13 protein-coding genes are annotated in these 14,260 nt (G+C 49.9%); 1 reads left to right on the top strand and 12 read right to left on the bottom strand.

The annotated features are described in order from the left end of the window. Window positions 1-89: 89 nt before the first annotated feature. Genes LACZS1_RS02155 through LACZS1_RS02145 form a run of 3 tightly spaced genes read right to left on the bottom strand, consistent with a single transcriptional unit; the run spans window position 90 to window position 2,616 of the window. Entirely contained in the window at window positions 90-1,049 is a 960-nt protein-coding gene (locus tag LACZS1_RS02155) for a metal ABC transporter substrate-binding protein (RefSeq protein WP_047107696.1), read from the bottom strand. Continuing rightward, a complete protein-coding gene (locus LACZS1_RS02150) occupies window positions 1,046-1,891 on the bottom strand; it encodes a metal ABC transporter permease (RefSeq protein WP_047107697.1) in 846 nt (281 codons plus the stop codon). Before LACZS1_RS02150 ends, LACZS1_RS02155 begins: the two co-directional genes overlap by 4 nt. Continuing rightward, window positions 1,888-2,616: a metal ABC transporter ATP-binding protein gene (locus LACZS1_RS02145; RefSeq protein WP_070650669.1), complete on the bottom strand. Its 729-nt coding sequence runs from the start codon at window positions 2,614-2,616 to the stop codon at window positions 1,888-1,890. The genes LACZS1_RS02150 and LACZS1_RS02145 overlap by 4 nt, the downstream gene beginning before the upstream one ends. Window positions 2,617-3,099: 483 nt before the next feature. On the opposite strand from LACZS1_RS02145, the gene pbp4 reads away from it, so the two are divergent. Further along, window positions 3,100-5,088 (top strand): penicillin-binding protein PBP4(5), encoded by a 1,989-nt coding sequence (gene pbp4, locus LACZS1_RS02140; protein ID WP_070650668.1) that lies wholly within the window; start codon window positions 3,100-3,102, stop codon window positions 5,086-5,088. Between the two features lie 100 nt (window positions 5,089-5,188). On the opposite strand, the gene rbsK is transcribed toward pbp4, so the two are convergent. The 9 genes from rbsK to thiM form a co-directional block, all read right to left on the bottom strand. Then, a complete protein-coding gene (rbsK, locus tag LACZS1_RS02135) occupies window positions 5,189-6,118 on the bottom strand; it encodes a ribokinase (RefSeq protein WP_070650667.1) in 930 nt (309 codons plus the stop codon). A 99-nt stretch (window positions 6,119-6,217) separates the two neighbouring features. Then, on the bottom strand, window positions 6,218-7,177 hold the full coding sequence (locus LACZS1_RS02130) for a D-ribose ABC transporter substrate-binding protein (RefSeq protein WP_010492802.1): 960 nt from the start codon (window positions 7,175-7,177) through the stop codon (window positions 6,218-6,220). Window positions 7,178-7,232: 55 nt separating this feature from the next. Further along, entirely contained in the window at window positions 7,233-8,213 is a 981-nt protein-coding gene (locus tag LACZS1_RS02125) for an ABC transporter permease subunit (RefSeq protein ID WP_010492800.1), read from the bottom strand. After that, window positions 8,197-9,699 carry a sugar ABC transporter ATP-binding protein gene (locus tag LACZS1_RS02120; RefSeq protein WP_070650666.1) on the bottom strand — a complete coding sequence of 501 codons (1,503 nt, stop codon included), beginning with the start codon at window positions 9,697-9,699 and terminating at the stop codon, window positions 8,197-8,199. The genes LACZS1_RS02125 and LACZS1_RS02120 overlap by 17 nt, the downstream gene beginning before the upstream one ends. Window positions 9,700-9,865: 166 nt before the next feature. Further along, window positions 9,866-10,258: a D-ribose pyranase gene (gene rbsD, locus LACZS1_RS02115; protein ID WP_070650665.1), complete on the bottom strand. Its 393-nt coding sequence runs from the start codon at window positions 10,256-10,258 to the stop codon at window positions 9,866-9,868. Window positions 10,259-10,300: 42 nt separating this feature from the next. Continuing rightward, entirely contained in the window at window positions 10,301-11,308 is a 1,008-nt protein-coding gene (gene rbsR, locus LACZS1_RS02110; protein WP_070650769.1) for a ribose utilization transcriptional repressor RbsR, read from the bottom strand. Between the two features lie 409 nt (window positions 11,309-11,717). Then, window positions 11,718-12,554, bottom strand: coding sequence for a bifunctional hydroxymethylpyrimidine kinase/phosphomethylpyrimidine kinase (gene thiD / locus LACZS1_RS02105; protein ID WP_070650664.1), 837 nt, complete (start codon window positions 12,552-12,554; stop codon window positions 11,718-11,720). 1 nt (window position 12,555) lies between these two features. Next, window positions 12,556-13,185 carry a thiamine phosphate synthase gene (gene thiE, locus LACZS1_RS02100; RefSeq protein WP_070650663.1) on the bottom strand — a complete coding sequence of 210 codons (630 nt, stop codon included), beginning with the start codon at window positions 13,183-13,185 and terminating at the stop codon, window positions 12,556-12,558. Continuing rightward, window positions 13,182-14,024, bottom strand: coding sequence for a hydroxyethylthiazole kinase (thiM, locus tag LACZS1_RS02095; protein ID WP_070650662.1), 843 nt, complete (start codon window positions 14,022-14,024; stop codon window positions 13,182-13,184). The genes thiE and thiM overlap by 4 nt, the downstream gene beginning before the upstream one ends. Window positions 14,025-14,260 lie beyond the last annotated feature (236 nt).

Here is a 14,260-nt window from a genome sequence, read left to right as displayed (position 1 = left end):
CATATTTTTTTGCGCCACCACTATAAAAATTCCGGTTCTTAATGCAAGAAAGCCCAACGAGAACGTTGTCTCATTGAGCTTTCTTAAACTTATTTTTCCAGTCCCGCCGCAATCTTTTCCAAATTCCACTTCATCATCCCATAGTAACTGTCGCCGGTTTTGCCCGGTGCCGCAATGGAATCGGTGAAAAGCGTGGCGTAAATCGGAATCCCGGTATCCTTCGAGACAGTTTTCATTGGCTTCGGATTGACACTACTTTCAACGAACAGCGACGGCGTTTTGGTCTGCTTGAGCTTGCGAACCAGCGTCGAAATCTGTTCCGGCGTGCCTTCTTCTTCAGTGTTGATTTCCCAGATATACGCAGATGGAATCTGGTAGGCCTTGCTGAAATACTTGAAACAGCCTTCACTGGTAACGATCAGCTTCTTTTCAGCCGGAATTTTGTCAAACTTGTTTTTAGCCGATTGGTGCAGCTTGTTCAATTTGGCTTCATAAGTGGCGGCATTACGCTTATAAAAAGCCGCATTTTTCGGATCGACTTTTTCAAGTTTTTTGGCAATGTTGCGGGTATAAATCATCCCGTTAGCAAGACTCAGCCAGGCATGCGGATCCTGTTTCGAAGACTCGCCTTTGCCTTGCAAGTGAATCACATCCACGCCATCACTGACCGCTACTGCCTTAGCCTTTGCTTTACTGCCTTCGTTGTTCATCATTTTGGTAAACCAAGCGCCAGGCGCATTTTCGAGATTGATACCATTGTAAAAAATTGCATCTGCTTTCCCGGTCGCCGACACATCCGCAGGCAACGGATCATACTCGTGCGGATCCTGGCCGACCGGAACGATCACGTGAATCTTGGCCTTATCCTTGGCCACGTTTTTCGCAATGTCACCGATGATCGTGTCCGTGGCAACGATCGATATTTTTGACCCTGCCGGAGCCGCCTTGTCCGAACTTTTACTTTTGGAGCCGCAAGCCGTCAACCCGATAAGTGCCGCCACAACGATCGCTGCTTGTACGAGGACTCTTTTACGGTTCTTATTTTTCATGATCTTCCTCCAATAGGTAGTTTGATTAAGTTCTGCTTTTTGGAAAATGGAAAACATACAATGAAAACACATGTACCGAGAAGCACGATGCAGGAACCGACTGCAATGTTAAACGAGTAGCCAATCACCAACCCGACGAAAGAAATCAGGCCGCCCAGTGCGCCGGAAGCAATGACCATGGTGCGTAACCGATTGGCAAAAAGATAAATCGTTGCTGCCGGGGTGATCAATAAAGCCACAATCAAAATCGTGCCAACGCTTTGCATCGACACAACGGCAACCAGCGTCAGCATCACCATCAACAGATAATGATAGGCATTGGTGTGAATTCCCATTGCCTGCGCCATCACCGGGTCAAAGGATGTGAGTCGAAGGCGGCGAAAGAATAGTACAACTAAGGCGATGACAACGATCGCAATCCCGATTGTCAAATACATGTCTTTGTCTTGAACTGCCAAAACGTTCCCGAACAAAATGTGAAAAAGATTGGTAGTGGTATGAACTAGGGCGATCAGAATAACCCCGAGTGCCAAAAACGAGCTGAAAATAATGCCAATGGCGGTGTCGCTTTTGATCAAGCTGTGTTGGCGAATCAAGGTAATTAATATCGCGGCTGCAATGCCAAAAGTTGCGGCGCCAACCACTGTCGGCACACCGATCATAAAAGAAACTGCCACGCCGGGAAGAACTGCATGGGAAATGGCATCGCCCATCAAGGACATCCCGCGTAAAATCACAAAACTCCCAATGACCCCAGCAACAATGCCAACCGTGATAGACGTCAGCAGGGCATTTTGCAAAAAATGAAACTCAGCTAGATCGTGCCAAAAAGTAAGTGTCATGACTGCCCCCCCTGATTGACATGCATGGGTAATCCATACGCCTGCTCAAGATTCCTGTCCGTAAAGGTTGTCGCAACCGGACCCGCGCCGATCATATGGATATTCATCATCACGACACTGTCAAAGTATGAGCGAACGGTTTTTAAATCGTGATGCACCATTAAAATGGTCTTTCCCTCCGCCCGCAGCTTGCGCAGAACAATCATGATGGCCGATTCGCTGCGGTTATCAATGCCGGCAAACGGCTCATCCAAAATAATCAGATCCGCTTCCTGAACCAGACACCTGGCAATCAGGACGCGCTGCAATTGGCCGCCTGACAGTCGACCGATTTGACGCTTGGCAAAATCCGTCATGTCCACCATCTCAAGTGCTTGCGCAATCGCTTTGCCTTCATTTTTCCCGGTGTAGCCGAACATATTGGCGTGGGCCTGCAGACCCAGTGCCACGCATTCGCGCACAGTGATGGGAAACGTTAGATCAATGTTGCTTTTTTGCTGAACGTACGCGATCTTCTGGGCCTGTTTTGCTAACGGCTGACCGTCCATCACCGCATTACCTTGATGCGGAATAAGATCCATCATGGCTTTGATTAATGTGGATTTACCCGCACCGTTTGGCCCAATAATGCCAACGATTTCACCTTCCTTCACCTCAAAACTAACATCTTCGACGACATTGAGATTCCGCTGATAGCTGACGGTGATGTGGTTGACTTTTAATATGACGACCCCTCCTTAATCGTAATGATTACGTACCAAAGTTAGGCTACCCTAAGTTTATAAGTTCGTCAATACTTTATTTTGAAGATTGTTTTATAAAAATTGAGCAGCTGATGATCTCATGGATTCAAGCCGCGCGAATAAAAGCGTTCAATTCATTGGAAGATTTCCGAAAAGATTTATATGCCGATCCTCATTAATTGTGAGAATTTCTTTTGCCGTCAACGCCCACCAATAGACAAGTCTTAGAGATAACATTCGTTTTCTCTAAGGCATTTTTTAGTTTCCCAAAGTTTTCTCTTCACAGTTCGAAGCGTAGAATGACCTTGTTGGGACATTGATACTTTGCATAACGCGTTCGCTGGCGCAGGAGTCTGCGTGTAAGGACCTTGGTCGCAATGGCCTAAGCCCGGGCCATCACGCCCAAGGCCACTTACACTCCGACTCCTAATCGCGCCAGCTCACGCTCAGAATGGAGAACTGAAAATGAAAAAAACGACCCTCACCGTGATCGGCGGTGTCATTGCCGCCGTGGTCATTATCGGCGGCGGCTTTGGCTTTTATCACTGGTATCAAGCCAAGTCCGAAGCTGATGCGGTTCAGGCCACGGCCCAAGCGTATACGCAAGCATTTGCCAAGCGTCAATATACCAAGGCCGCCAAGCAAGTGGATACCAAGCACCTTTCCGGGCCGGGCTGGGATTATACGCCTAAAACACTGGTTGCCCGAAATCAGGCCGTTTTTGATCGGGTTGGTGCCAGCAACATTAAAATCAGTAAAGTGACCACCAAGAAGCAGGATGCCAAGAGGTACAAAATGGCGTTTGATGCCACCATGAATACCAAGGTTGGCAAACTAAACACCCAGCATTATGATGCGTCGATTGTCAAAACCGGCAACAAATGGTTGATACGCTGGGATCCGAGTCTGCTTTTTCCTTCAATGTACGGCAAGGACACGGTGCAACTTGATGTCACTGCCGCCACGCGCGGCCAGATTCTCGATCGTAACGATCAACCGCTCGCTAAGAACGGCGATGTGACGCAGGCTGGACTTGTTCCGGGCAAGTTGGGCAGCGGCGACGAGCGCACAGCCAACCTCGAGAAAATTGCCGCGGCGTGGAACGTGAAGGTTACCAGCCTCGAAACGTTACTCAAGCAATCCTGGGTCACCGATGACACGTTTGTCCCGGTCAAAATCGTCACCGACTCACCGACATTAACCGGTGCCGCCTACCAGACAATCGGTTCCCGCACTTATCCATTAGGCGAAGCCGCCGCGCAGTTAATCGGCTACGTCGGTACGGCAACTGCTGAAGATATCCGCAAAGATCCGACCCTGACTGCCAACAGCAAAATCGGCAAAACCGGTTTGGAACAACTTTATGACAAGCAACTGCGCGGAACTGACGGTGGCACCATTTCGATTCAAAACGGCAGCAACGTTCACCCACTTTTAAGTAAAAAAGCCGTGAACGGCAAGAATCTAAAGTTGACGATTGATGCCGACCAGCAGAAAACGGCTTATAACCAACTCGCCGGAAAATCCGGTAGCGTGGTGACCATGAACCCGAAAAATGGCGAACTGCTGACGCTGGCCAGTGCGCCTAGCTATGACCCGAACGCCTTCGTCAACGGGATCAGTCAGACGGACTACGATAAGTATGCCAACAATCAGTCCTTACCGTTCCTCAGCCGCTTCGCCCAGCGTTACGCTCCCGGTTCAACGTTCAAGATGCTGACCGCGGCCATCGCCTTACAAAATAAGACGATTACGCCAGATACAACCAAGTCAATTTCTGGGCTCAAGTGGCAAAAGGACGGCTCTTGGGGTGACTACAAGGTGACGCGGACCGTCGATGCTTCGCCTGAGAACATGACGCAAGCCTTGGTCAACTCCGACAACATCTGGTTCGCTCAAGTCGCTTTGAAAATGGGCGCTTCAGCTTACCTCAAAGGCCTCGAACCATTTTTCAAAACCCAGCCCGACTTACCACTAACTATGAAAAAAGCCCAGATTTCCAACTCCGGCAAGCTCGCTTCCGAGACACTTTTAGCCGATACGGCTTACGGCCAAGGACAACTGCTCTTGTCGCCGATCGAACAGGCAGCCATGTACAGTGCCATCGCAAACGGCGGCACCATGCAGCAGCCGACGCTCATCCAAGACACAAAAGGCAAACGCACCAGCGTCTTGCAGGCCAACGCAGCTAACACCGTCAAAACAGCGTTAACCCACGTCGTTTCCGATCCAACTGGCACGGCACATAATCTTGCCATTGACGGCCACACCATTGCCGCCAAAACCGGCACCGCCGAACTCAAGCAAAAGCAAGACACCGACGGCAAAGAAAATGGCTTCCTGGTTGCTATGGATGCCGACAAGAACAGCTATCTGACCGTCGCGCTTATTGAAGGTACTGGCAGCGGCGAAGTTGTGACTGCCATGAAACCATATGTTGCCAGTCTGTATTAATTGAACGTCTGTCTCGCACATTTAAAAATCGCGCCGATTTCTCCACTAGTGATGAGAGATCGACGCGGTTTTTTTCGTTCCATGATTTGCCCTTAATAAATTATTTATGCTCGTTCAATGCCGCCTTAACATCATCCCCCAGCGGAATCGACGGGAACGCCCCCAACTTTTGAACTGTAAACGAACTGGCCATACTGGCATAGGTGGCGGCTTCGACAATATTTTTGAGATCTGGCTGCAACACGCTGGCCAAAGCGCCGATAAACGTGTCGCCGGCTGCGGTGGTGTCAACGGCCTTCACCTTAAAGGCTGGGACAATGGTTGCTTGACCATCCAGTGAAATGAACGCACCTTTCGAGCCCAACGTAATGATCACGCCGCGAATACCCAGCTCATGATAATACGCTGCCGAGGCCCGCATGCTGGCTTCATCTGTGACCGGGATGCCCGTGATCAATTCACTTTCGGTTTCATTCGGTGTGATGAGATCCACATTTTTCAGCAGCGTTAGCGGTAAGTCTTTTTGCGCTGGTGCCGGATTTAAAATGGTCACCTTTCCGGCCGCTTTGGCGATCTTGAAAGCTTTTGCAGTTGCATCCACCGGAGTCTCCAACTCGGCAACCACAAAATCGGCGGTTTGAATCAAGGTTGCCGCTTTTTGCACATCGTTCGGCGTCAGATCGAAATTAGCCCCATGCTGAATGATAATGGAATTTTGCCCGGACGCCTGCAGCAAAATATACGCTTGTCCGGTTTGCTCGCCGCTCGTTGTGGCTACGTATTGCGTGTCGATTTTATTTTTAACCAATTCACCACGCATAAAGGCCGCATTGGCATCGTCGCCGACCCGACCAATGAAACTGGTTTTAGCACCAGATCGCGCCGCGGCAACGGCCTGGTTAGCTCCCTTACCGCCGGCCGCTTGCGAAAAGGCGTCCATCTCCATAGTTTCGCCAGGTTTTGGCAGCCGCTGAATGTGCAAAATAGCATCGACATTGATACTACCGATAACAACAACATGATTAGGCATCGTTTTTCTTCCTCCAATATCCAATAAGTAAAAAGGACCGTGCACCGGCCCCTTTTTTCGACTGCTAGCTCACGATTAGCTTCAAGCGTAACATGACGCTTACTTATTCGCATCTTCTGTCGTGACAAGTGAGAGCGGTGATTCAATGTTCTTCTTCACCGTCTTGCCATTGAAGTGGTCATAAGCGGCTTGTAACGCCAACCGACCCATTTCTTCCGGTTTCTGGGCAACTGTTGCCGCCATGTCACCGGCTTTAACCGCCTTAATGCCATCCGCTTCGCCATCAAAGCCGACAATCGTGATCTTCTTGCCAGCGGCCTTGACTGCCTGCACAGCCCCTAATGCCATTTCATCATTTTGCGAGAAAATACCGACGATATCACCATTACCTTGCAAAATATTTTCTGTTACGGTCAGACCCTTGGCACGATCAAAACCGGCTGTTTGCTTGGAAACAATATCAAGCTGACCTTTTGCCGCAGCATCAAACCCTTTACCACGTTCACGGGTTGCTGAGGCTCCCGGAATCCCTTGTAATTCAGCAATCTTGGCGTTTTTGCCTAGCTTGTCAATCAAATACTTCGCTGCCATCTGCCCGCCTTTGACTGAGTTAGAAGCGACCAGTGTTAAAACCTTACCGCCATCACTGGACCGGTCAACGGTGATCACCGGAATACCAGCATCGTTGGCATCTTTAACGGCTGGCGTAATCGCACTTGAATCGACCGGATTAATAATCAGAACATCAACTTTCTTTTGGATCATGTCTTCAACGTTGTTATTCTGCTTAGCCGTATCGTTTTGGGCGTCCGAAATCTGCACATTGGTTTTATTCTTTTTAGCCAGATCCTGAATGCCATTTTGGACAGAAACAAAGAATGGATTAGACAGCGTTGACAGAGACACACCGACTTTCAAATCCTTCGGTGCCTTTTTGGTTACCTTGCTGCCACTATCAGAACTGGAGCCAAGACCGGTGTTGCCGCATGCCGTTAATGTGAAAATAGCTGCGGCAGCCACAACTGCTACCATTAAAAAGCGCTTGAACGAGTGTTTCATTTTCTTTTTTCCTCCTAAATTTGGCTTTTCCCCAAGGACTTTGTATCCACATTTGTTACCCATTGTTAGAAGAACGCCGATCCAGCAGTACCGCAATCAGGATCACGATCCCCTTGACAATCTGCTGATAAAAACTAGAGATACCCAGCAGGTTCATCCCATTATTCAACGTACCGATGATCAACGCACCAATCAGCGTGCCAAAAATCCGACCTTTCCCTCCGGCTAGCGAGGTGCCGCCAAGTACGACCGCCGCAATAGCATCCATTTCATAAGTCGTGCCAGCATCGGGTTGTGCCGAGCTCAGCCGCGATGTGAGAATGATCCCGGCGATTGCAGCCATTAAGCCAGAAATCGTATAGATAAGCATGGTGACCACTTTTGTCCGCACGCCGGCAATCCGCGCGGCTGTTTCGTTACCGCCCAGTGCATAGGTTTTTCGGCCAAAAGCGGTTTTGTGCAACAGTACGAACAAAATGCCATAGACCACAATCATGATAATGATCGGGAACGGAATACCGAACAAGTACCCGCGCCCCATGAACTGAAACAGAAAGCTATTGTTCATTTTGGCGCCGGTGATCGGGTTCCCATTCGTAAAGACATACGTGGCGCCGCGGAAAATCGTCATTGTTGCCAAGGTGGCAATAAATGGTGCTGCTTTGCCGTATGCGATGAGAACACCATTGAATAAGCCGAAAATTGCGCCAAGGATCAATCCGACTGCCAGTGCTAACGGTGCGGCAAAGCCACTGGTCAACATGGATGCCGTAACGGCACCTGACAATGCCAGGATCGAGCCAACCGACAAGTCAATGCCGCCAGTCAGAATCACGAAGGTCATCCCAAAGGCAATGACAGCATTAATCGACACCTGCCGCAGTAAATTCAAAAGGTTTGCCGGTGACACAAAGGTCGGGCTCATGATGGTAACAAGAATCACCAGCACGACCAATGCCAGCAGCGGCCCTAAGCGACTAAAAATCTTTTTAACGTCTAATTTGCCAGCGGCTTTGGTTTTAGATTGCGCCTGCATGTTCTTCCACTCCTCCTGTTGCCAGAGTCATAATCGACTCCTGCGTTGCCGTTTTACCATCCAAAATACCGGTGATACGCCCTTCATAGACCACTGCAATTCGATCGCTCATTCCTAAAATTTCCGGTAAATCGCTGGAAATCATGACGATGGCGACATGCCGATCAGTCAGCTCATTCATCAAGTCGTAAATTTCACGTTTGGCTCCGACATCCACTCCGCGAGTCGGTTCATCGAGGATCAAGACTTTGGATCCGGAACCGATCCATTTTGCCAAAACCACTTTTTGCTGATTCCCGCCACTCAGACTGCCGGCAGTGACTTCAGGACCCATCGCTTTGACTGTAAGCCTTTTCATTAACATCCGTACAAAATCATCGGTGGCTTTTTCATCCACCAAGCCATGCTTAACGAAGCCGTCAATCGAAGGCAACACGATATTGTCGTGTAGTGAATCGTCCAGTATCAACCCTTCATCCTTGCGATTCTCCGTCAAGAAGCCGAGATTGTGGCGAATGGCATCTTGCGGATCACGAATTTTGACCGGTTGCCCATCCAACAGAATTTCTCCGGATTGATACTTGTCGATCCCGAAAATCGCGCGCATAATCTCGGTTCGCCCTGCGCCCATCAAACCAGAGAACCCAAGAATCTCGCCTTGCCGCACACTGAAACTCACATCACTGAATACGCCTTTTTCTGTCAGGTGTTTGACTTCCATTGCCACTGGGCCAAAGTTGGGCGTACGATCTGGATAAAAGTCCTCAATCTCGCGGCCCACCATGTCTTTTACCAGCTGCTTCATGGTCACTTCCTTGGTCGCATATTCTGTGATGGACAGCCCGTCTCGCATGACCGTCACCTTATCGGCAATCTCGAAAATTTCTTCCATGCGGTGAGAAATATAAATAAATCCCACCCCGTCAGCTTTGAGTCGCCGCACGACACTGAAAAGTTGGTCTATTTCTGCCTCGGTCAGTGCGGCAGTCGGTTCGTCCATGATGATAATCTTGGCATCGGTCATAAGCGATTTGGCTATTTCTACCATTTGCTGGCGCCCAACGCTTAAGTTGCCAATTGGCTGATTGACGTCGAATTTAGCGCCAAGTTGACTTAGATAATGAACCGCCTGATCATGCATCGCTTTGCTATCCATCAAGCCGAACTTGTTGCGCAGCTCTTTGTTCAAAAACATGTTGTCGACCACTGACATCTCTAGAAAATTATTCATTTCCTGATGAATAAAGCTGATGCCATGCTGTTCGGCTTCCATCGGCCCAGAATAGGTTGTGGGTTGCCCATTCACGAAAATCTCGCCACTGTTCGCCGGATAAAGTCCCGTCAAAATGTTCATTAACGTCGACTTTCCGGCACCGTTTTCGCCCATCAGCGCATGGACCTCACCGGACTCGACAGTAAAATTCACCCCTTTCAAAACCTGATTGGCACCAAAGCTCTTGGTGATCTTCTTCATTTCGATCTTCATTGTGCTTTCCCCCAAGTGCTGAATGTGTGGTGATATGAAAAAACTTCAAACTTTTGAAAATGCGTTCACTGGCGCAGGAGTCTGCGTGTAAGGACCTCGGTCGTAATGGCCAAAGCCCGACCATCACGCCCAAGGCCGCGTTCCTAACCGCGCCAGTTCACGCTCTTTAAAAAATGACGCCACTTTCTAACAAGATATTCGAATAAGGCGTCATTTCCCCTGTGCGAACGAAAGCTTTTGTCTTGCTGAGATCTTTTTTCATCTGCTCATGTGGCATGAAAACAATCGGGACCTGAATACGCGCTCGAATTTGTGCCAGTTGGGTTGGATTTTGTTCTTTGATTTCCTCGGCCAGATACACTTTTTGAATTTGCAATTCGGCGAGGACATTCTCTAAAACAGCGATAAAACTGGGTAGATTTTTACTAACGGCAAGGTCGATTTTCCAGACATTTTCTGGCACGGGCATACCGGCATCGCCAATGCCGAGCAGGTCAAAATGCCCCATGTCCGCGATAACCTGTGACAGTTCTGTGTTAATGACAGGTCCTTTTTTCAAGATAAACGCCTCCTAAAAGTTTATGAACGCAAGCTGGTGCGGTTACACTGGCCGCGTCGAACCACGCTTAACCAACTTCACCGGCAGCTCAAGCGCATTGCGAGTATTGTGCTCGCCACTCATCTGCGCCACCAGCAGCTCAACGGCTTGCTGGCCCAGTTGGTCAACCGGTTGCGCCAAGGTGGTTAAACCCGGGGTCATGAACCGAGCTTGCGTGACATCATCAAATCCGACAACCGCGTAATCTTCCGGAATTCGCTTGTGTTGCTCGTATAAGCCGCGGTAAACGCCGCTGGCAACATCATCATTAATCGCGATAATCGCCGTGGCGTCGGTTTTGACAATTTGCGCGACTGCTTGCCGTCCGCCTTCCGGATCGAAGCTGCTACGGAAAACCAGCGCTTGATCAAAAGTAACGCCACGGGTCGCAAAGGCTTGCTGATACCCGGCAAGACGATCCTGCAAGTTGATGGTCAGCTGTTGTGGCAACACCAATGCAATTCGCCGATGTCCCAGTTGCAGTAAATGATCCGCAACCAAAAATCCTGCGTGCCGCTCGTCAATCCGAATGCTATCGCCGGTCGTCAACGTGGTCGCCTGATCCGTAAACACCATCGGCAGACTGAGTTGATGCCCCACTTTTTGAACAATTTCCTGCGAAGCCTCTGGTGCGGCCAAAATTAATCCACGCTGCGTCCCGCCAAGAAACTGGCGAATAAAATAGTCAACATTTTCATGGAACCCGTTGATGGAAAAGATCTGCGGAAACAACCCGCGTGGGATCGCCGCCTTTTCAACACTGACCACAAAGCTGGCGAAGAAGGGGTTCATCATGTCCGGGATTACCACGCCAATTGAGTTGCCGCGTTTGCCGACTAAACCCCGCGCAAACAAATCCGGTTCATAGCCCAGTGCCTCCTTAGCTGCCAGTACCCGTTTTCGTGACGCTTCGCTGAACCGCGCACCTTTGCCATTCAAAATTTGCGAAACAGTTGTCACCGAAAGCCCGGTTTCTTTGGCGACATCAGTAATTGAGACCTTTTTCTTCATAACATCCACGACCCTGCCTGCATCTTTAGGTAAAACGTTTTACTTAACTTTGCGAATCAAGCTTAACGCGATTCTGGAAGCGCTGTCAATTAAAAGAATTCGATTTTTATGAAACAAAATAGGAGAATGTGAGCATGGTTAACTTTATTGACGTGTTCTTCTGCTATAACCGAATGTCAAAAGTGTACCTATGTTGTTAGCGATGCAAAATAGCTAGTTTAATCAGCTTAATTACCCAAGTGTCCCGTTAGCAAAACCAAACTGTTACATAACAGGCAACGTCCAAAGTTCGTGATTTTTAAGTCATGTGTGTGAAACTTTTTTCCTATACCAAAAAATTTTGACGCCATAAAAAAATGAACCATCACCCTTAGCTTTTTGGATGACGGTTCATCGTTGATATTAAAAATTACCTAGTCTCACTCATGCGCACTTTATCGCTTAACTTCGCCCAGTGGTTGGTCGGTCCGTGGCCATGGCCGACGAAAATGCCTTGGCTGATGGCGCCTTGAAGGAAGGCTTTAGCCGTCACAATGGCACTTTTTAATGGCTGGCCCTTGGCTAATTCCGCGGCAATGCATGCCGAGAATGTATCGCCGGTGCCGTGGGTATTGGCCGTGGCGATTCGTGGCGCGCTCAGCCAAAAACTGCTGCCATCCTCAAGTAAAATATAGTCGGCTGCCTGGTCATCTTCGCTGCGATGGCCACCTTTGATGATGACATTTTTGACGCCGAACTGCTGAATGGTCTGCGCCGCTGCGATCGTGTCGGCATTCGTTTTAATCGGCCGCCCCACGATGATCTCTGCTTCCGGCAAGTTAGGCGTCACCACATCGGCTAGTGGTAGTAGCTTACTTTTGATCGTTGCAACGGCCTCCGGTTCAAGCAGCGTCGCCCCGCCCTTGGCGACCATGACGGGATCGACGATTAGCGGTCCGAAGTCGACTTGCTGCAGATTGCGGACCACCGCCTCCACGTGTTCACTATCAGCCAACATCCCGGTTTTGGCGGCTTTAATAGCAAAATCCGCATCTAGTGACTGAAACTGCGCATCAATAAAGTAAGTGGGGATCGGCAAACTAGCCTGAACGCCGTACGTGTTTTGCGCCGTGAGTGCCACCACAATGTTCATCCCAAAAACATGGCGGGCCTGAAACGTCTTCAGATCGGCCTGCATGCCGGCCCCGCCGCCGGAATCCGATCCGGCAATGGTCACGACTTGAGGGGTGCGATTGACGCTACCCATGTCACAACACCTCTTTCAATTTCTGGTTGATTGCGCGAACTTTTTGAGCCGTGTCCGGTGCCTGCATGATTTCACTGACAATCGCCACGCCAGCAATGCCTGTATTTTTGAAAGTGTCGAGGTTGCTTTCTTTAATACCGCCAATCGCTACTACCGGAATCGGCACTGATTCCGTGATGGTCTTGAGCGTCTCGATGCTAAGTACCGGCGAGTCCGGCTTGGTTGGGGTTGGGAAAATCGCCCCGACACCGAGATAATCCGCGCCTGCCGCCGCAGCAGCCGTGGCCGTGGCCAGCGTTTTGGTCGAAACCCCCAGAATTTTATCCGGTCCGATCAGCTTGCGCGTCACTGCCACCGGCAATTCGTCATCGCCAATGTGTACCCCTGCTGCATCAACCGCCAAGGCAATGTCCACGCGATCATCAATCATCAGCGGAATGTGGTAGTGGTCAGTAATCGTCTTAACTTTCTCGGCCAATGCATAGTAATCACGGGTTTTTAACTGCTTCTCCCGCAACTGCACCATGGTGACACCATTTTCACACGCCGCGGTAATCTTGGCCAAAAATGCTGCCTGCGACTCATCATAGCGGTGTGTCACTAAATAAAGTTTGAGGTCTTCTGGTTTCATAGAGCTTCTCCTTTCACCATTTGCACCCAATCTGCTTGATCAGCCAACAACGACAATTGATCTAACGTCTTCTCCCGGAATGAAGCGATGCCGCCTGCCGTATTTTGGGCTGCGGCCACCTCAGCGCAGCAGTTGAAATAACTCACGGTTAAAACGACCGCCTCATCGTTCGACAGGCCGATGCCCAGCAAGGCTGCCGTCAACGCACCGACAATATCGCCGGTACCGGTAAACCGATCCAGTTGCGGCACCCCATTTTCCAAGCGCCATTGGCCTTTTGCACTGACGACTAAATCCGTCTCGCCTGTTGCCAAAAATGTCGTGTTCGGGAATCGCTCGGTCAGTTCCTGCAAGGCCTTCGTTAATTCGGCAAGCGCCGTCGCACTTTGATCCAGCTGACTACCATCGACGCCACGGCCGGTACTTTTCAATCCGGCAAAACGCCGCACTTCGGAAATATTGCCTTTGACCACATTCGGGTGATTTTGCAGTAACTGCTGGCCAATGTCGTAACGTAATTGCGTTGCCGCCACCCCGACAAGATCCACCACAGCCGGCTTATGCGTTTCTGCGGCATAACGCCCTGCGGCCAGCAGACTATCTTTGCGTTCAGGCGAAATGTGGCCTAAATTCAGCAATAGCGCGTCGATTTGGGTAAAAAGTTCCGGAAACTCTTCCGGGAGATCAGCCATCACCGGCTTAGCATCGATATACAACAGCGCGTTGGCCATCGATTCGATCGTCACGGGATTGGTGATGCAGTCTACGAGTGGCGACGACTTTAAGAGAAAAGTGGTTTTAAATGCATCTGCGAAAACCTCGGTAATTGATTGTGTCATGAATTCTGCTCCTCCTGTTTTGTTTTGACAGTAACGCGCTCACCGGCGCAGAAGTCTGCGTATAAGGGCCTTGGGTGCAATGGCCAAGCCCGGGCCATCACACCCCAAGGCCACTTACACTCCGGCTTCTAACCGCGCCGGTTCACGCTCAACCATAACGCGTTCGCTGGCGCAGGAGTCTGCGTGTAAGGACCTTGGTCGCAATGGCCAAGCCCGGGCCATCACACCCAAGGCCA

It is taken from the genome of Lacticaseibacillus zeae subsp. silagei (genome assembly GCF_030770335.1).
GTDB lineage: Bacteria > Bacillota > Bacilli > Lactobacillales > Lactobacillaceae > Lacticaseibacillus > Lacticaseibacillus zeae.
The sequence above is the reverse complement of the archived record's forward strand: the minus strand, read 5'-3'. Positions and strand labels throughout refer to the sequence as shown.